The sequence below is a fragment of the Streptosporangium sp. H13245 genome (assembly GCF_055690525.1).
In genome coordinates this window covers 149,884-167,604 of the sequence record NZ_JBSZKT010000001.1, presented here as the reverse complement: position 1 = coordinate 167,604, position 17,721 = coordinate 149,884, and the positions used below count along the sequence as shown (strand labels likewise).

The following is a 17,721-nucleotide window of genomic DNA, read 5'->3' as shown; positions in this document are numbered from 1 at the left end:
CGGAGCCGCTGTGCACCCGCTGTGCACCGGCGCGTCCTCAAGGCGTGGGACGGAGTCTCAGGCGGGGGGCAGCTGGTACTGGATGAGCGCGCGGATCATGTTCATCTCCGCGCGCAGGCGGTGGTTCTCGTCACGCAGGCGCAGGGCCTCCGTTTCGAGGACCAGGATTCGCTTGATGCCCGCGAGGTTGATGCCCTCCTCCTGGGAGAGCCGCTGGACCTCGCGGAGCATCACGATGTCGCGGGTGGAGTACAGGCGTCCGCGTCCCGCCGTACGGCCTGGGCTGACCAGGCCGAGACGGTCGTACTGGCGCAGGGTCTGCGGGTGCAGACCCGACAGCTGGGCGGCCACCGAGATCACGTAGACGGGTGTGTCGTCCGACAGATCGAAGTAGTTGGCTTCCATGGCTACTCGCTTCTGGCCTGTTCGATCAGGTCCGCCCGCGGGTCACCACCCGAGGTGGCGTCGCGGAACTCCTCAAGGGCGCCCCTTGCCTTGTCCTCCAGTTGTTGTGGCACCAGGACCTCGACGGTGGCGAGCAGGTCGCCCTTGGTGCCGTCCTTGCGCGCCACCCCCCTGCCGCGCACCCGGAAGGTGCGGCCGTTCGGGGTGCCCTCGGGGATGCGCAGCGTGACCGGCAGCCCCTTGAGGATCGGCACCTTGATCTCGGCGCCCAGCGCGGCCTCGGTGAAGGTCACCGGGACGGTGACCGTCAGGTTCTCTCCCGTCCTGCCGAACACGGCGTGCGGCTTGACGTGGATCTGGACGTAGAGGTCACCGGCGGGCCCGCCGTTCTCGCCGGGCGCGCCCTTGGCCTTGATCTTGATGCGCTGGTTGTCGCCGACCCCCGCCGGGATGCGGGCCTGGATCGTCCGGGTGCTCTTGCCCCGCCCGCTCCCGTCGCACACCGGGCACGGGTCGTCCACCAGCAGGCCGCGGCCCTTGCAGTCGCGGCACGGCTCGGAGAAGGCGAAGTTGCCGAGGTTGCGGCTGGCCGCGCCGGTGCCCTCGCAGGTCGGGCAGACCCGCGGGGTGGTCCCGGCCTTGGCGCCGGTGCCTCCGCATCCGGTGCACGCGGAGGAGCTGGTCAGGCGGAGCGACACCGTGGTGCCCTCCACCGCCTCGGAGAAGGAGAGCGTCACCTCGGACTCGATGTCCTGGCCACGCCGCGCCCTGCTCGCCGTCCCCCCGGGGCGGCTCGCGCCGCCCCGGTTGAAGAGCCCGCCGAAGATGTCGCCGATGCGCTCCCCGGCACCGCCCTGTTGCTGCTGCTGGCCGGTCCCCCCGAACAGGTCTCCCAGGTCGAACGGGAAACCGCCCGCGCGCTGGGCGCCCCCCGCCCCCGGGAAGCCGCCGACGCCCGATCCGAACAGCGTCCGCGCCTCGTCGTACTCCTTGCGGCGCTTGGTGTCGGACAGGATGTCGTACGCCTCCGAGACCTCCTTGAACTTGGCGGTGCTCTCGGAGGTCGCCGAGCTTCCGGGGTTGGCGTCCGGGTGGTACTGCCTGGCCAGCTTGCGGTACGACTTCTTGATCTCGTCGGCCGTAGCGGTCTTGGGCACACCAAGGACGGCGTAGTAGTCCTTCTCCAGGTAGTCCTTGGTGCTCATCTACGTTCCTTCTCAGAGATCAGATGTGGGGGTGTCAGTTGTCGTCCGCGGCGGGCTCTTCTGGCTCCGCGACCGCGACGCGCGCGGGGCGGAGCACTCGCTCGCCGATCCGGTAACCGGGCTGCAGGATCTCCACGCAGGTCGGCTCCGTGACCTCGGGGGAGTAGCTGTGCATCAGGGCCTCGTGCACCGTCGGGTCGAACGGCTCACCCTTGGTGCCGAAGGTGCTCAGCCCCAGCTTCCCGGTGGCCGCCTCCAGTGATTCGCTCACCTTGGCGAAGCCGCCGGTCAGCTCCCCGTGGTCACGGGCCCTGCCGATGTCGTCGAGGACGGGCAGCAGCTCGGCCAGCACACCGGCCACCGCCTGCTCCTTGACCGCCACGCGGTCTCGCTCGACCCGCTTGCGATAGTTGGAATACTCGGCCTGAAGACGCTGCAGGTCCGCGGTGCGCTCGGCGAGCTGGGTGGCCAGCTCGATCGAGGCCAGGTCGGACGCCAGGGAGGACGGCGGCTTGTCGGCCCCCTGCTCCCTGTCGTTCTGGCCCGTGGTCTCGGCCGGCTTCGCCTCGCGTACCTGACCCGTCTCCGGGTCTATCTTCCGGTTGTCGCGGATCACCGGCTCCTCCTCGGAACCGTTCTCGCGCGTGCTCACGCTGGTGCTCCCCTCGGCGTTCCGGCCGTCACTTGGCGCCGTTGTCGCGCTTCGGCTCGTCGTCCACGATCTCGGCCTCGACCACGTCGTCGTCGGCCTTCTGCCCGTCGGTGGCGTCCGCGCCGGGAGCGCCGGCACCGGCCGGGGTCTCGGACCCCTGCGCCTGGGCATAGATGGCGGACCCCATCTTCTGGCTGACCGTGGCGAGCTTCTCCGCGGAGGTGCGGATCTCGGACGAGTCGGTGCCCTCCAGAGCCTTCTTGAGCTCGGCGACGGCCTCGTTGACCTCGGTCTTGATGTCGTCCGGGACCTTCTCGGCGTTCTCGCCGAGGAACTTCTCGGTCTGGTAGACGAGCGAGTCGGCGTTGTTGCGGACCTCGGCCTCCTCGCGGCGCTTCTTGTCCTCCTCGGCGTAGGACTCGGCCTCGCGCATCATGCGCTCGATGTCGTCCTTCGGCAGCGCGGAGCCGCCGGTGATCGTCATCGTCTGCTCCTTGCCGGTGCCGAGGTCCTTGGCGGAGACGTTGACGATGCCGTTGGCGTCGATGTCGAAGGTGACCTCGATCTGCGGGATGCCGCGCGGCGCCGGGGCGATGCCGGTCAGCTCGAAGGTGGCCAGCTTCTTGTTGTACGCGGCGATCTCGCGCTCGCCCTGGTAGACCTGGATCTGCACCGACGGCTGGTTGTCCTCGGCCGTGGTGAAGACCTCGGAGCGCTTGGTCGGGATCGTGGTGTTGCGCTCGATGATCTTGGTGAAGATCCCGCCCTTGGTCTCGATGCCCAGGCTCAGCGGGGTCACGTCGAGCAGCAGGACGTCCTTGACCTCGCCCTTGAGCACACCGGCCTGAAGGGCGGCGCCGATGGCCACGACCTCGTCCGGGTTGACGCCCTTGTTGGGCTCCTGGCCCGCGGTCAGCTCCTTGACGAGCTCGGCCACGGCGGGCATGCGGGTCGAGCCGCCGACGAGCACCACGTGGGCGATGTCGGAGACCTTGATCCCGGCGTCCTTGACGACCTGGTTGAACGGGCCCTTGCACCGCTCGAGGAGGTCGGCGGTGATCCGCTGGAACTCGGCGCGGGTGAGCTTCTCCTCCAGGTGGAGGGGACCCTCGGCCGAGGCGGTGATGTAGGGAAGGTTGATAGAGGTCTCCGACTGGCTGGAGAGCTCGATCTTGGCCTTCTCCGCGGCCTCGCGCAGGCGCTGCAGGGCCATCTTGTCCTTGGTCAGGTCGACACCGTGCGCGTTCTTGAACCGGTTGGCCAGCTCGTCCACGACGCGCTGGTCCCAGTCGTCGCCACCGAGGTGGTTGTCGCCGCTGGTGGCCTTGACCTCGACGAAGCCGTGGCCGTCCTCCTGGCCGACGTCGAGCAGGGACACGTCGAAGGTGCCGCCGCCGAGGTCGAAGACGAGGATGGTCTCGTCCTTCTCCTTGTCCAGGCCGTACGCCAGCGCGGCCGCGGTGGGCTCGTTGATGATGCGCAGCACGTTCAGGCCGGCGATGGTGCCGGCCTCCTGGGTGGCCTGGCGCTGGGCGTCGTTGAAGTAGGCGGGAACGGTGATCACCGCGTCGGTGATCTTCTCGCCCAGGTAGGCTTCGGCGTCCTGCTTCAGCTTCTGTAGGACGAACGCGCTGATCTGCTGCGGGTTGGACTTCTTGCCGTCGATCTCGACGGACCAGTTGGTGCCCATCTCGCGCTTGACCGAGCGAATCGTCCGGTCGACGTTGGTGACGGCCTGCCGCTTGGCGACCTCTCCGACGAGAACCTCGCCGTTCTTCGCGAACGCGACCACGGACGGCGTGGTCCGCGAACCCTGAGCGTTGGCGATGACGGTGGGCTCACCGCCCTCAAGAATCGAGACGACGGAGTTGGTCGTCCCCAGGTCGATACCTACCGCACGTGCCATGAGTACGTCCTTGTAGTCAAAGTTGAGTCGATGAGACTCATAGTGGAACCTCGTGTGACGTTTGTCAAACGACTTGAGTCTATTGGGCTCAACCTTCGGACGCGCGGGGTCATTCCCGGTTTTTCGCGGACGCCATGACCCTCTGACGAGGGAACACGCGGGATCGTTCCCCCGGCGGTGACCGGAGCCGTCCGGTCACCGCCCACGGGAGGTTCGTACGCCGTGAGGTGCCGCGTCAGCGGGCGCCGTCGACCACCTTGCGGGCGCCGAGGGGCTTCTTGAGCTTGACGGTCGTCACCTTCTGGATGGCTATCTCGATGCAGGCGATGTTCTGGACCTTGCTGCTCGGGCCCTCCCAGAGGGTGACGGTCACCCGCTTGGAGGTCTCGCGCACGGTGACCCGGTCGAGCACGTTGCACGGCTCCACCCCGGACCACCAGGTGATCCGCAGGCTCCGGCCGTCCTTGGACGGCTTGGCCTTCAGCCACCTGACCTTGCGGGGGTTGTCGGTGTGGCCCTCGGGCTTCGTCGGTTTGGGGGCGCCGCTCGTGGGTTCGTCCCGGGGAGCCACGGTGTGACTCGCCGGCTCGGAGGGGCCGCCGGGGATGGAGGTGGCCTGACTCACCGGCCGCGAGGGGGAGGCGGTGACCGTGGCGCTGGGTTCGGCGCCGCAGCCCAGCGCCAGCAGGAGGCTTCCGGCCAGGAAAGAGGTCGCGATCATACGCATACCCCTAAGACGGATCGGGGCCTGGAGCGGTTCAGAGCACCCTGACATCGCGCTGTCGACCTCCCCACCGGGGGCTACGGCGGGATGACTCCCGCCGGTGGCCGGGCCGATAGGCTGCGGGGAGTCCCGAACCACGATTTCGAGGTGCTCACATGATCGCGATTCTTGGAACCGGCAAGATGGGGGAGGCCCTGCTGTCCGGCCTGCTCAGGGCCGGGTTCAAGCCGGGTGACGTGATCGCGACGGCGCGGCGCGCCGAGCGGGGCCAGGCCCTCGCGGAGCGGTACGGCGTGCGGGTCGCCTCCAACGCCGAGGCGGCCAAGGACGCCGACACGATCATCCTCGCGGTCAAGCCGCAGGACATGGGGTCCCTGCTCGCCGAGATCGCGGGGCATCTCCCGGCCGACCGCCTGATCGTCTCGGCGGCGGCGGGGATCACGACCTCGTTCGTCGAGTCGCGGCTCGGCGCCGAGGTCCCGGTGGTCCGGGTCATGTCCAACACGCCGGTGCTGGTCGACGAGGCGATGAGCGTGATCTCGGCGGGCGCGCACGCCTCGGAGGAGCACCTCAGGCGCGCCGAGGACCTGTTCAGCCCGGTCGGCAAGGTGCTGCGCATCCCCGAGTCGCAGCAGGACGCGGCCACGGCCCTGTCGGGCAGCGGCCCCGCCTACTTCTTCTACCTGGTCGAGGCCATGGTCGACGCGGGCATCCTGCTCGGCATGCCCCGCGCCGCCGCCCTCGACATGGTCACCCAGTCGATCGTCGGGGCGGCGATCATGCTCCGCGACTCGGGGGAGCACCCCGTGATCCTCCGCGAGGCGGTCACCTCGCCCGGCGGCACGACCATCGCGGCCATCGCCGAGCTGGAGCGGCACAGCGTCCGCGCCGCCTTCCTGGCCGCCATCGAGGCCGCCAGGGACCGGGGACGCCAGCTCGCCGAGGGCTGACCCCACCCCCTCCTATTAGGAAACTTTCCTACATAAGGCATCATTTCCCACGGAACTCCGGGGAATGAGGCGATCGTGGAGCAGGCCGTATCGGCTGATGAACGGCGGGAGGAGACCGGGCCCGCCGTCTGGACGCGGAGCTTCCTGCTCTTCTTCACCGCCAGGTCCGTCTCCATGCTCGGGGCCGCGATGGTCCCGTTCGCGACGGCGGTGGGCGTGGGCGGGCTCGGCTACGGCCCCACGGGGGTGGGGCTGGCGCTGGCCGCGTGGATGGCGCCCTTCGCGGTGCTCATCCTGTTCGGCGGGGTCTTCGCCGACAGGTTCACGCCGCGCCGCATGATGATCGGCGCCGACACGGTCAGGGTGGTGAGCCAGGGGACGGCCGCGGCGCTGTTCGTCTTCGGCAGGCCGGACCTCTGGCAGATCCTCGTCATCTCCGCGATCAACGGCGTCGCCGCCGCGATGTACCAGCCCGGCGTCTCCAGCACGGTCCCGCGCGTGGCGCGCGACGTGCAGAAGGCCAACGCCACCCTGCGCGTCTCCGAGTCGATCATGTTGCTGGCCGGTCCCGGGGTCGCCGGTGCCATCGTCGGCCTCTCCGGGGTCGGCGTCGTCTTCGCGATCGACGCGGCGGGGTTCGCCGTCAGCGCGGCGTGCCTGCTGCTCCTGCGCCTGCCCGTGGCCGCCGGCCCGGCCGCCGAGGGGTCGATGTGGCGCAACCTGCGCGGGGGCTGGCGGGAGTTCCGCTCCAGGACCTGGATGTGGTCGGTGATCCTGGTCTGGGCGGTCTTCGGCGTCACCCTGTTCGGCCCGATGATCCCGCTGGGCTCGGTGCTGATCAGCGAGCGGCTCGGCGAGACCACCTACGGCCTGGTCATGTCCGCCTCCGGCGCGGGCACCATCGTCGGCGGCCTGGTCGCGATGCGGGTCCGCCCCGGACGGCCGCTGATGGCCGGCGCGATCGGCCTGTTCGGCTTCGCCCTGGAGCCGCTCTCCATCGCCCTGGCGTCGCCGCCCGCGGTCCTCATGGCCGCGCACGTGGTCGGCGGCGCGGGATGGGCGTTCTGGTCGGTCATGTGGGCCACGAGCATCCAGACCCAGGTGCCCGCGGAGGCGCTCAACCGGGTCACCGCGTACGAGGTCGCGGGCTCGACCCTGTTCGTCCCGGTCGGCCAGGTGCTCGCCGGTCCGGTGGCCGGGCTGGTGGGCGCGCCGCAGTTGCTGACGGTGTCCTCGATCGTGGCGGTCGCGGGGTGCGCCTCCCTCCTGATGGTCCCCGCCGTACGGGGACTGCGCCGGGTCTCCTCCACCTGACGTCCGAGAGCGGGGTACGTGTCTGACGGGGCCCGCCAAATGTGCCCGTTTATAGCAATAAATCAAGATATTTCACTCAAGTGAAAACGGGTCTGGTCCCCGAGATGGCCGCGTAAACGCCATTCCGGACACGTGCGGTAACGTCGAGCCGGGAGCAGGAAGATCGGGCCGTGACGCGCGGCGTCGCGACCAGACAGGGAGTGCGCATGAGCCGGTCCGTGCGGGTTGTCTGGGACGATGCGCTCACCTCGTACGACTTCGGCCCAGGGCACCCGCTCGCGCCCGTACGGGTCGAGCTGACCATGGCGCTGGCCAGGGAGCTCGGCGTGCTGGACCGGGTGGAGATGGGCGGCTGCGCGCCCGCCACCGACGACGAGCTGGCGCTCGTCCACGAGCGCGGCTACATCGAGGCCGTCAGGCGGGTCTCCGCCACCGGGCGGCCCGACCTGGCCTGCGGGCTCGGTACCACCGACAACCCCGCCTTCGCCGGGGTCCACGAGGCGTCCGCGCTGATCACCGGCGCCAGCCTGGCCGCGGCCCGCGCGGTGTGGAGCGGCGAGGCTGAGCACGCGGTCAACGTCGCGGGCGGCCTGCACCACGCGATGGCCGCCAAGGCGAGCGGCTTCTGCGTCTACAACGACCCGGGCGTGGTGATCGCGTGGCTGCTGGCCCAGGGCGCGTCCAGGGTCGCCTACGTGGACGTGGACGTGCACCACGGCGACGGCGTGCAGGCGCTGTTCTACGACGACCCCAGGGTCCTCACCGTCAGCCTGCACGAGAGCCCCCGTACCCTCTTCCCCGGCACGGGGTTCCCCGAGGAGCGCGGGGCGGAGGGCACCGCGGTCAATGTGGCCCTGCCCGCCGGATGTGGCGACAGCGGCTGGCTCAGGGCCTTCCACGCGGTGGTCCCGCCGCTGCTGCGGGAGTTCGCCCCCGACGTCCTGGTCACCCAGCACGGCTGCGACAGTCACGCCCTCGACCCGCTGGCCAACCTGACGCTCAGCCTGGACGGCCAGCGGACCGCGTACGCGGCGCTGCACGAGCTGGCCCACGAGACCGCGGGCGGGCGGTGGATCGTGACCGGCGGCGGGGGGTACGAGCTGGTGCAGGTGGTTCCCCGGGCGTGGACCCACCTGATCGCGGAGGTGTCGGGCCACCCTCTCGACCCCCGGACCGCCACTCCCGACGCGTGGCGCACGTTCGTCAAGGAACGGACCAACCAGACGGCGCCGCTGACGCTGACCGACGGCCGAAATCCGGAATTTCGTGATTTCTCCACTGGTTATGACCCAGCAGACCCGATCGACCGGGCCATCATGGCGACGAGAAATGCCGTCTTCCCCTTCCACGGGCTTGATCCCCTCCCGTGAACATGGTCCGTCGGTGAACTGGACCGAAGAACGAAACGGCCCGCGAGGGTGCGTCGTCGAACTGGACCGAGGAACGAAGTAGCCCGCGAGGGTGCGTCGTCGAATTGGACCGAGGAACGAAGTAGCCCGCGAGGGCGCGCCGGTGAACTGGACCGAGGAACGAAGTAGCGAGGAACGAGCGGATGAGTGACGAGGGAAGTCACCGGACCCCAGCACCCGGGCCGCGACGCGAGGCGTCGCGTGTGGCGGGGAACGAGCGGATGAGTGACGAGGGAAGTCACCGGACCCCAGCACCCGAGCCGCGACGCGAGGCGTCGCCGATCACTCGGGCTGAGCTTCGTGAGCATCTGGTCCGTACCCGGATCGCCGGGGACGTGGCGACCAGCCGGGAGAACAACCTGGACCACTACCGGTCGCTGTCCAACCGTGATCCGCACTACATGTTCGGGCTGACGATGGACGGCGCCTGGTCCTACCGGGACGTGCTGGAGCTGATGGCCAAGTCCGCCGGGGTGGTGGCCGACCCCGGTCACCGGGAGGGGCAGGACACCATCGACCCCGACCGTACGATCGAGGCGGCCGAGAAGATGGGCGACACGATCGCCGGTGTGCTCCGGGGGGAGAACCCCAGGATCCTGATCGCCACCGGGCACCCCACCGGCCTGCTCACCATCCACATGGCACTGGGCCGGATGCTCAGGGCGCGCGGCGTGACCCTGATGGCACCGGCCGAGGGCTGGTCGTACTGGGGCAGCGGGTTCGGCCGCAGGCGCAAGATCCGCTACATGGACGACGTCGCGATGCTCGACGACAAGGGCGCCTTCGTGCACACCCACGACCCCGCCCCGATGCGTGCCATGATCGCCGAACTGGGCGCGGACCGTCCCGATCTGGTGATCGCCGACCACGGCTGGGCCGGGGCGGCGGGCGAGGCGGGCATCCTCACGGTCGGATTCGCCGACAGCAACGACCCGGCCCTCTTCGTCGGGGAGGCCGAGGGCAAGATCGCGGTCACCGTCCCGCTCGATGACAATGTGCTACCGAGGTATTACGAACCGCTGACACACCACCTGGTCGAGAGGGTCGTGCGAGCCCTCTGAGGCGGGGGATGCGCAAATTAGGACATCCCTATACGGGCATTTCGCGCCTGCATTCCACCTACCTCGCCGACCGTTTGCCAACTTTTTGGGGATTGTGGGCGACTCTAATGGGAGACAGTTGGTCCGTTCCAAGATCAATGCGAGGGGCACGGTCCACCTGCTGGCCAGCGATTTCATGCGTTTCGCTGACGTGGGACTCCGAAGGCTGAGAAAATAGGGGGTTTGCGTGACAGGGGTCCCGACTTACGCTGACGGCAGTACACGTGCGTGAGCAATGGCACCAGTGGGGATAACCCGGATACACGTGCGGAAGAGGCGTCCGATGGGTGCAGGCGAAAGACCTCTCAGCGAGGTGAAGTTCCTGACGGTGGCAGAAGTGGCCACTGTCATGAGGGTGTCCAAGATGACTGTGTACCGACTCGTGCATTCGGGCGAGCTGCCGGCCATCCGGGTCGGTCGATCCTTCCGAGTGCCGGAGCAGGCGGTGCACGATTATCTCAGGGATGCCTACATCGAGGCAGGTTGAGGCAGGGTGAGCTCGACGCGTCGAGCCGAGCGGCCGGGGGGAACGATCCGGTCGTGAGGTGAGCCAGGCGCGCGGGGCCGCTCATGGTCCTGCTCCTTCCGGTCTGACCGGGGCACGATTTCCGGTACGACCGTTGGAGAGCCGGTCCGTGTCTCATCGGGGTAGCGACGTGGTCGCCACGTCGTGAGTTCATGCGCCCGGGGTCCCCCCAGGGGCGATCTACCGTGGATCGCCGGTAGTCTGTTGTGCCGGTGTGCTCTCGCGCACCGGTTCGACAATCTCGGCTACCAGCTACCTGGGGGTCCCGTGGGCTCTGTGATCAAGAAGCGCCGTAAGCGCATGGCGAAGAAGAAGCACCGCAAGCTTCTGAAGAAGACCCGCATCCAGCGGCGTAACAAGAAGTAGCGCGGATCTGCGAGGCGCCGATGACCCACACCGTGCTTGTCACCGGGGTCTCGCGCCACATCGGCGCCCGAGTGGCGAGCGTTCTCGCGGATGACCCGGACATCGACCGGGTCATCGGAGTGGATACGGTGCCGCCGCCCTCGCTCTCACGTGATGGCGGCGTACCTCTCGGCCGGACGGAATTCGTCCGCGTGGACCTGCGCAGCCCCGACATCGCCCAGGTGATCGCGGCCGCCGACATCGACACCGTCGTTCACATGAGTCTGGTGAGCGCTCCTCCCAGGAGCGGTGGCCGGGCACTCATGAAGGAGCACAACGTCATCGGCACCATGCAGTTGCTCGGTGCCTGTCAGCGGTCCGCGACGGTTCGCCGTGTCGTCGTGCGCTCGACCACCGCCGTCTACGGCTCCTCCCCGCACGACCCCGCGGTCTTCACCGAGGACGCCGAGCCGGGAGAGCCTCCGAGCCGTGGCTACGCCAAGGACGCCTCCGAGGTGGAGGGCTACGTCCGGGGCTTCGCCAGGCGGCGGCGCGATGTCGCGGTGTCGACGCTCAGGTTCGCCAACTTCATGGGACCCGGCGTCGACTCACCGCTGACGCGTTACTTCACCCAGCCCGTCCTGCCGACCGTGTTCGGGTTCGACCCGAGGCTGCAGTTCGTCCACGAGGACGACGCGGTCGAGGTGCTGCGGCGGATGGCGATGGAAGACCACCCGGGCACGTTCAACGTGGCCGGAGACGGCGTGCTGCTGCTGTCGCAGTGCGCGCGCAGGGCCGACCTGCTCCCGATGCCCGTTCCCTCTCCGCTCTTCCGCTTCATGGGTGAGCTCGCCCGGGGCGCGGGACTGGTCGACTTCTCCCCCGAGCAGCTCCGGCTGATGTGCCACGGACGCGTGGTCGACACCACCGCGCTGTCCACGGCTCTCGGCTGGAGGCCGAAGTTCTCCACCGCCGCGGCCTTCGAGGACTTCGTCCGCGCGCGTGACCTTCCCGCCACCCCGGTGGACATGGTGTCCCGGCCGGTGACGGGGTGAGCGCGGACGGCGACGAGGGCGACGATCACCGGCTGGCCGAGGCGCTCGCCTTCCTGCGCCGCCGCCTGGCCGGGGAGTACGAGGTCGACGAGTTCGGCTTCGACCCGGAGCTCACCGACAGGGTGCTGCTGGAGCTGATCCGCCCGCTGTACCACCACTGGTTCCGTACCGAGACCGTCGGCATGCGCAACGTGCCCGGCGACTCCGGGGCCCTGATCGTGGCCAACCACTCGGGCACCCTCCCGCTCGACGGGCTCATGCTCCAGGTGGCCCTGTACGACGACCACCCCGAGCGCCGCGCGCTCCGCCTCCTGGGGGCCGACCTGGTCTACCGGCTCCCGGTGCTCGGCCACCTGTCCCGCAAGACCGGCCACACCCTCGCCTGCCGCGAGGACGCCGACCGGCTGCTCCGCAAGGGCGAGATCGTCGGCGTCTTCCCCGAGGGGTTCAAGGGGGTCGGCAAGCCGTTCTCCGACCGCTACCGGCTGCAGCGCTTCGGCCGGGGCGGCTTCGTCGCCTCCGCGATCCGCGCGGGCGTGCCGATCGTTCCCTGCGCCATCGTGGGCGCCGAGGAGATCTACCCCAAGATCGGTGACCTGCGCTTCCTGGCCAGGGCGCTCGGGCTCCCCTACCTGCCGGTCACGCCGTTGTTTCCCTGGTTCGGGCCGCTCGGGCTGGTCCCGCTCCCGTCCAAGTGGATGATCGGCTTCGGTGAGCCGATCCGCACCGACGAGCTCGACCCCGCGGACGCCGACGACCCCATGCTGGTCTTCAACCTCACCGACCAGGTCAGGGAGGTCGTCCAGCAGCAGCTCGACGAGCTCAGGCTCCGGCGCGGCCACGCCTTCCCGCCCTTTTTCTGAGACGCGGGGAGGTCTCAGCGGCCGGAGCGGTAGTGGCGGCGCAGGGCGACGGCGGCGGCGATGCCGCCCACGACGGCTCCCGCGCCCGCCGCGATGGGCAGCCCGATCATGGTCGCCTTGCGTCCCGTACGGAAGTCCTTGATGTCCCAGCTGTTCTGCCGGGCGAAGTCGCGCAACTCGGCGTCGGGGTTGATCGCGGTGGCGTGGCCGACGAGGGAGAGCAGGGGCAGGTCGTTGGCCGAGTCGCTGTAGGCGGAGCAGCGGGACAGGTCGAGACCCTCCCTGCGGGCCAGGGCCCTGACGGCCTCCGCCTTGGCGGGGCCGTGAAGCAGGTCGCCGACCAGGCGGCCGGTGTAGACGCCGTTCTCGGTCTCCGCGACGGTGCCGAGCGCGCCGGTCAGGCCGAGACGCTGGGCGATCACGCGGGCCAGCTCCACCGGGGTCGCGGTGACCAGCCAGACCCGCTGGCCCGCGTCGAGGTGCGCCTGCGCGATGGCGCGGGTGCCCGCCCAGATGCGGTCGGCCATCACCTCGTCGTAGATCTCCTCACCGAGCCGGACGATCTCCTCGACCTTGCTGCCCGCCACGAACGCCAGCGCGGTCTCCCTCGCCTCCTCGATGTGGGCGGGGTTCTCGTCGCCGCGGATCCGGAAGACCATCTGGCCGAGCGCGAACCTGAACAGATCCCTGCTGGTGAACAGGCCCCGGGAGGCGAGGCCGCGGGCGAAGTGGTAGATGGAGGCGCCGCGCATCATGGTGTTGTCGACGTCGAAGAAGGCGGCGGACACCGGGTCGGGCTCGGCCATCGGCATCGCCACGGCGGCCGCGGCGGCGACCTCGCCGGCCGCGACCTCCCCGACCGTCGCCCGCCCGGCCGTCCCCGCTTCGTCCCGCCGTCGTAGTAGCCGCCTCATAACACCTCAGCTTAACCGTGACGGAGGGGTGAGATCGGTAGCGTCCGTGTTAGCCGGATGTGACGTCTTGGCGTCGTATGACCGTCGTGCGGCCCGTCGTACGGCGTCGTGCGGGCCCCGGCGGGGCCGGGGCTCCGGGTTCCGGCGTCGCGGCGCTTCCGGGCCCGGCGTCGTGACCGGGGACGTCCTGGGCGGACGGCCGCCCGGTCGCGGTCCGTGGCGGTCCGCGGTGCTTCGGGAGAGGGAGGCCGGTTGGGCTACCCGGGTGGGGCCAGGCCCTCGATGTAGTTGAGGTACACGTGGGCCTTGCGCTGGTTCTCGGCGCCCATCTTGGGGATCATCCCGGCGATCTGGGTGCGCTGTTTCTGGACGAAGCGCTTGAGCTCCTTGGCGCGCGCGGAGTCGCGGCGCCGTATCTGCCTGAGGGAGGTCACCGCGGAGCGCGTGGTGTCCTCCATGGCCTGGAGGGTCTCCCCGATCACGTCCTCGCGCGCGCCCTCGCCCTCGGCGGAGCCCAGGAGCTCCTCGACCTCGCGGGCGCGGGTCTCGGCGTAGCCGAAGGAGCGGTCGGCCCGTTCGGCGTCGTCGCTGCTCAGGTGGAACAGCGTCCTCTCCGCGGCCCGCTTGAGCGGGTAGAAGGTGTCACCGGGCATCGACCGGTAGGTCCACATCCCGGACACCACCATCGTGGCCACCAGGGCGACGCTGAACAACCTCGGGAACAGCCCCGCGCGGAACCTCCGCCGGGACCGGGAGTGGCGGGGACCCGCCGGGCGCCGTTCGGGAACGTCGTCTCCGGGACGGGACTGGGCGAGCTGCTCGCGGAGCCTGGCGTTGAACTCGGGCCGGGGACCGGCCGCCATGCGGGCTCCGAGTCGTGACACGCGGTTTTGGATGCGCGCCTGCGACCTCCGTGAGAATCCGGGCAGCCACTTCCCCATGAACGCTCCCTGCCGCCCCCAGCTCATGATCCATCGGTGTCACTTGCCTAACGACGACTCGGCACGGCAGGTTACGCGCTGCGCCGCATCGGCATGGGGAACATCGTTCCGGGCGCGGCGGCCGAGGTCAGCTGAGGTCCGGGGGCAGCGCGCGGGCCAGGGCGCGGATCGCGCGGAACTGGAGCGCCTTGATGGCGCCGCTCTTCTTGCCCATGATGAGCGCGGTCTCCGCCAGCGACATGCCGTGCAGGAAGCGCAGCACCACGCACTCCTGCTGCTCGGGGCCGAGGTCGCGGACGGCGGTGAGCACCCGATCGCTGATCATCGCGGTGACGACGGCGTTCTCCGGGATGTGCGGGCCGTCGAGCGGTGTGTCGATCACCTCGGCCGTCGTGACCTCAAGGCGGTACCTGCCGGACTTGAAGTGATCGGTGATCAGGTTCCTCGCGATGGTCACGAGCCAGGCCCCGAAATCACGCCCTTGCCACGTGAAGTCCGTGATCCGGCGGAGCGCGCGGAGAAAGGTCTCGCTCGTGAGATCCTCGGCCAGCGGGTGTGAGCCGACCCGGAAATACACGTAGCGGTACACCAGGGTGAGGTAACGATCATAGAGCGTGCCAAAAGCATCCGAGTCTCCGGTTTTGGCACGCAAAACGAGCCTCCGGAGTTCTTCGGAGGCATCCTCACGCACGGTGAGGTCACTACTGCGGACGGGCTGGGCTACCCCGACTGTCGTGGGGAGGTGCCCGGCGAGCGGCCACGTTTCAGGCATCCGGTATCCCTGAGGGGAGGGGGTACGGCGTGCTCGATCACTCTAGAAATCAACGGGTAATTCCACAATCCACTTTGAAGCGTCGTGACTGGGGGTAATCGCCGGATACGGTGTGGGGTCGGTTGTTTCAGACCGGCTCCGGGAGCCAACCGAGGGTTCGGCTACCGGTTGGGGGGTAATGTCCGGCAGCATTGGAGACACCATGGAAGTCCTCGTCGCTGTCATCGCCTTCGCCGGTGCATTGCTCGCAGCCATCGCCACCGGTGCTCTCGTCAGTCGCCTCCGCAGTGAGCCCAAGGGCTGGCTGATCGCCTGGAGCATCACGACGGCGTCTCTCTCCGTCTCACTCGGAGTAATCGCCACCGGTTACTTGATCGGGTTTGGGGCAGGCACATTCCGTATTTATCAACTGACTGGATCCATGCTGGCGCCCCTGTGGCTGGCCGTCGGGGTCATTCAGTTGCTGGCCCGCAAGGGTGTGGCCAGGTTCTCCTCCTGGCTTCTGGGGATCGCCCTCACCGTCATCGCCGCGGTGATCCTCGCGGTCGACCCGGTCCTGGCGGAGAAGGACTTCACCAAGGTCCTCCCGCTGGGCGGCCGTCACTGGGGCCTGTTCCCGACCTCCCTGCTCCTCGCCGTTCACGTGATCGTCGCGCTCGTGCTGCTGGGCGGGCTGCTGCTCGCGGTCGTCCGCTGGCGCGGCGGTGACGACTACGACGCCGACAACATGCACGCGCTGCTGGTGCTCGGCCCCACCGGCCTCGCCCTCGTCGGAGCCGTCAGCTTCGCGGTGCCCGGGATGTTCACCGCGCTCCTGCTCTTCGTCACCGCCGCCGCGGTCTGGTACGTCATGCTCCGCCCGCTCGCGCCCTACGAGGACGACGAGGACGGGGACGACGCGGACGACGAGTGGGAGGACCGCCCCCCGCAGCCCCGCCGCCCCGAGTACCAGCCCCGTGACGTGCAGGTCGCCGGGCGCCGGGTGACCCCGGACGGCCCCCCGGCCCGTGCCCTGGCCGAGGAGTCGCCCCGCCGTTCCGGTCTCGGTGACCTTGTGGCCGAGTACCGGGCGGGCGAGCAGGACGTCGACTACGCTGCGCGCATGCGGCAGCAACCCTCCCCAGGCGACGACCGGTTCGGTGGCCCCGCCACGGGGATGTTCATGGCGGGTGAGTACGGAATGCCCGCCGACCAGCCGCCCGGCGGTGACCCCGGCAGGCGCGGCGGTGATCCCGGCAGGCAGCAGCAGCCGCCGCCGGTCACCGGCCAGTTCGGCATGCCGGGCATGCCGGGCGTGGCGGGTCCCGCCACCGGCGAGTACAACATCCCGGCCCACGAGTTCGGCAGGCACGGCGCCGCGGGGTCCGGCAGGCCGCCCGGCCCGGGGACCGGCGAGTTCGGCAGGCCCGGCGGCACGGGGGAGTTCGGCAGGCAGGGAGGCGCCGGGGAGTTCGGCAGGCAGGGAGGCGCCGGGGAGTTCGGCAGGTCCGCGGGACCCGGCACCGGTGAGTTCGGCATGCCGGGCGCGGCCGGTCCCGGCAGGCCGGGCAGTCTCCAGCCCATGCCCGCCGACCAGGCCTTCGGCGGCGCGCCCTCCCCGGGCTCCGAGCAGGGGCGCGGAGGCTCCCGGGGCTACGACCGGGGAGTCTCCCCCGGCTACGACCGGGGAGTCTCCCCCGGCTACGACCAGGCGTTCGGTGCCGCCCCCTCGACCGGTGCCATGTATCCGGGCGGGCCGGGAATGCCGGGCGGCGCCGGTGACCCGCAGGGTGGCTCGAACCGTCCCTCGCCGAGCATCTTCGGCCTGCTGACCGTCTTCACCCTGCTCGACGGCACCGGCGAGAGGTTCGACCGGCTCGCCGACGAAACCGTCGAGGCGGTGCGCCGCTCCGAGCCGGACACGCTCGTCTACACCTGCCACTCGGTGAAGTCGGCGCCCCTCCAGCGCATCGTCTACGAGCTCTACCGTGACGAGGTCGCCTACACCGACCACCAGCGCCAGCCCCACACGCAGCGCTTCGTCACCGAACGCCAGGTGATGGTGCTCGCCACCAACGTGATCGAGCTCACCGTGAACGCCGCGAAGGTGATGCCGCTCCCGACGGCCTTCAGGTCGTGAGCGCGGCGCGGGCGGCCCGGCGAGCGGCCGCCCGCGCGATCACGACCCCTCGGCGGCGACCCGGCCGCCCGCGACCGGGGTGATCACATCCCCACGGTGAAGGCCCGCCGGGTCGAGATCACGCCCCACGCTGACGGCCCGCCCGCCACGGCCGTGTCGTGAGCGTCGTGGAGGGATCCGCCGGGAACGCCGTACGGGACGCGCGTCCGCGCTCTCAGGCTCTCTCAGGCGCCGAGGGCGGCGCGGAGGCGGTTCTCGTCGACACGCCAGAAGTCGTGCTGCACCCCGTCGACGAGGGTGACCGGGATCATCTCCCAGTAGCGGGCCTGGTCCTCCTCGGAGGCCGTGATGTCGCGTTCCTCCCACGGGACGCCGAGTTCCGTGGCGACCCGTTCGATCACCGCCCGCGCGTCGTCGCACAGGTGGCAGCCGGGTTTGCCGAGCAGGGTGATGCGATGGTCTCGCGGTGACATGACCGCCACGGTAGCCGAGTCGCGGCGCCGCGCCGGTCCTCGCGGTGC

17 protein-coding genes and 1 pseudogene are annotated in these 17,721 nt (G+C 69.9%); 9 read left to right on the top strand and 9 right to left on the bottom strand.

What is annotated here, in order from left to right; all coding sequences use genetic code 11:
- Positions 1-152: 152 nt before the first annotated feature.
- From ACW9TB_RS00815 to ACW9TB_RS00795, 5 genes and pseudogenes are all read right to left on the bottom strand, one after another.
- Positions 153-405 (bottom strand): annotated as a pseudogene (locus tag ACW9TB_RS00815) (heat shock protein transcriptional repressor HspR); the annotation flags it as partial.
- A 2-nt stretch (positions 406-407) separates the two neighbouring features.
- Complete coding sequence (gene dnaJ / locus ACW9TB_RS00810) at positions 408-1,610, bottom strand: molecular chaperone DnaJ (protein ID WP_472745945.1); 1,203 nt, start codon at positions 1,608-1,610, stop codon at positions 408-410.
- Between the two features lie 34 nt (positions 1,611-1,644).
- Positions 1,645-2,262: a nucleotide exchange factor GrpE gene (grpE, locus tag ACW9TB_RS00805; RefSeq protein WP_472745944.1), complete on the bottom strand. Its 618-nt coding sequence runs from the start codon at positions 2,260-2,262 to the stop codon at positions 1,645-1,647.
- A 28-nt stretch (positions 2,263-2,290) separates the two neighbouring features.
- Positions 2,291-4,168, bottom strand: a complete 1,878-nt coding sequence (gene dnaK, locus ACW9TB_RS00800) for a molecular chaperone DnaK (protein ID WP_472745943.1) — start codon at positions 4,166-4,168, stop codon at positions 2,291-2,293.
- Between the two features lie 235 nt (positions 4,169-4,403).
- Positions 4,404-4,889, bottom strand: a complete 486-nt coding sequence (locus ACW9TB_RS00795) for a hypothetical protein (RefSeq protein ID WP_472745942.1) — start codon at positions 4,887-4,889, stop codon at positions 4,404-4,406.
- A 158-nt stretch (positions 4,890-5,047) separates the two neighbouring features.
- Here ACW9TB_RS00795 and proC point away from each other — a divergent pair, with 158 nt between their 5' ends.
- From proC to ACW9TB_RS00755, 8 genes are all read left to right on the top strand, one after another.
- A complete protein-coding gene (gene proC, locus ACW9TB_RS00790) occupies positions 5,048-5,842 on the top strand; it encodes a pyrroline-5-carboxylate reductase (RefSeq protein ID WP_472745941.1) in 795 nt (264 codons plus the stop codon).
- Positions 5,843-5,917: 75 nt separating this feature from the next.
- On the top strand, positions 5,918-7,156 hold the full coding sequence (locus tag ACW9TB_RS00785) for an MFS transporter (protein WP_472745940.1): 1,239 nt from the start codon (positions 5,918-5,920) through the stop codon (positions 7,154-7,156).
- 206 nt (positions 7,157-7,362) lie between these two features.
- On the top strand, positions 7,363-8,526 hold the full coding sequence (locus tag ACW9TB_RS00780) for an acetoin utilization protein AcuC (protein WP_472745939.1): 1,164 nt from the start codon (positions 7,363-7,365) through the stop codon (positions 8,524-8,526).
- A gap of 260 nt (positions 8,527-8,786) precedes the next feature.
- Positions 8,787-9,626, top strand: a complete 840-nt coding sequence (locus ACW9TB_RS00775; protein ID WP_472745938.1) for a phosphatase — start codon at positions 8,787-8,789, stop codon at positions 9,624-9,626.
- A 322-nt stretch (positions 9,627-9,948) separates the two neighbouring features.
- A complete protein-coding gene (locus ACW9TB_RS00770) occupies positions 9,949-10,152 on the top strand; it encodes a helix-turn-helix domain-containing protein (protein WP_012887307.1) in 204 nt (67 codons plus the stop codon).
- 306 nt (positions 10,153-10,458) lie between these two features.
- Positions 10,459-10,557: a 30S ribosomal protein bS22 gene (locus tag ACW9TB_RS00765; RefSeq protein WP_018654693.1), complete on the top strand. Its 99-nt coding sequence runs from the start codon at positions 10,459-10,461 to the stop codon at positions 10,555-10,557.
- Between the two features lie 20 nt (positions 10,558-10,577).
- Entirely contained in the window at positions 10,578-11,591 is a 1,014-nt protein-coding gene (locus ACW9TB_RS00760) for an NAD-dependent epimerase/dehydratase family protein (RefSeq protein ID WP_472745937.1), read from the top strand.
- A complete protein-coding gene (locus ACW9TB_RS00755; protein ID WP_472745936.1) occupies positions 11,588-12,454 on the top strand; it encodes a lysophospholipid acyltransferase family protein in 867 nt (288 codons plus the stop codon). The genes ACW9TB_RS00760 and ACW9TB_RS00755 overlap by 4 nt, the downstream gene beginning before the upstream one ends.
- 14 nt (positions 12,455-12,468) lie before the next feature.
- On the opposite strand, the gene ACW9TB_RS00750 is transcribed toward ACW9TB_RS00755, so the two are convergent.
- The 3 genes from ACW9TB_RS00750 to ACW9TB_RS00740 form a co-directional block, all read right to left on the bottom strand.
- Positions 12,469-13,368, bottom strand: a complete 900-nt coding sequence (locus tag ACW9TB_RS00750; protein ID WP_472745935.1) for an HAD family hydrolase — start codon at positions 13,366-13,368, stop codon at positions 12,469-12,471.
- A gap of 257 nt (positions 13,369-13,625) precedes the next feature.
- The gene (locus ACW9TB_RS00745) at positions 13,626-14,252 is read right to left on the bottom strand and encodes a DUF5667 domain-containing protein (RefSeq protein WP_472745934.1); all 627 of its coding nucleotides are present in this window, start codon (positions 14,250-14,252) and stop codon (positions 13,626-13,628) included.
- Between the two features lie 184 nt (positions 14,253-14,436).
- On the bottom strand, positions 14,437-15,081 hold the full coding sequence (locus ACW9TB_RS00740) for a sigma-70 family RNA polymerase sigma factor (protein ID WP_472745933.1): 645 nt from the start codon (positions 15,079-15,081) through the stop codon (positions 14,437-14,439).
- Positions 15,082-15,502: 421 nt separating this feature from the next.
- On the opposite strand from ACW9TB_RS00740, the gene ACW9TB_RS00735 reads away from it, so the two are divergent.
- The gene (locus ACW9TB_RS00735) at positions 15,503-17,200 is read left to right on the top strand and encodes a putative quinol monooxygenase (protein WP_472745932.1); all 1,698 of its coding nucleotides are present in this window, start codon (positions 15,503-15,505) and stop codon (positions 17,198-17,200) included.
- 224 nt (positions 17,201-17,424) lie between these two features.
- Here ACW9TB_RS00735 and ACW9TB_RS00730 read toward each other — a convergent pair whose 3' ends face one another.
- The gene (locus ACW9TB_RS00730) at positions 17,425-17,673 is read right to left on the bottom strand and encodes a glutaredoxin family protein (RefSeq protein ID WP_344891144.1); all 249 of its coding nucleotides are present in this window, start codon (positions 17,671-17,673) and stop codon (positions 17,425-17,427) included.
- Between the last annotated feature and the right edge of the window lie 48 nt (positions 17,674-17,721).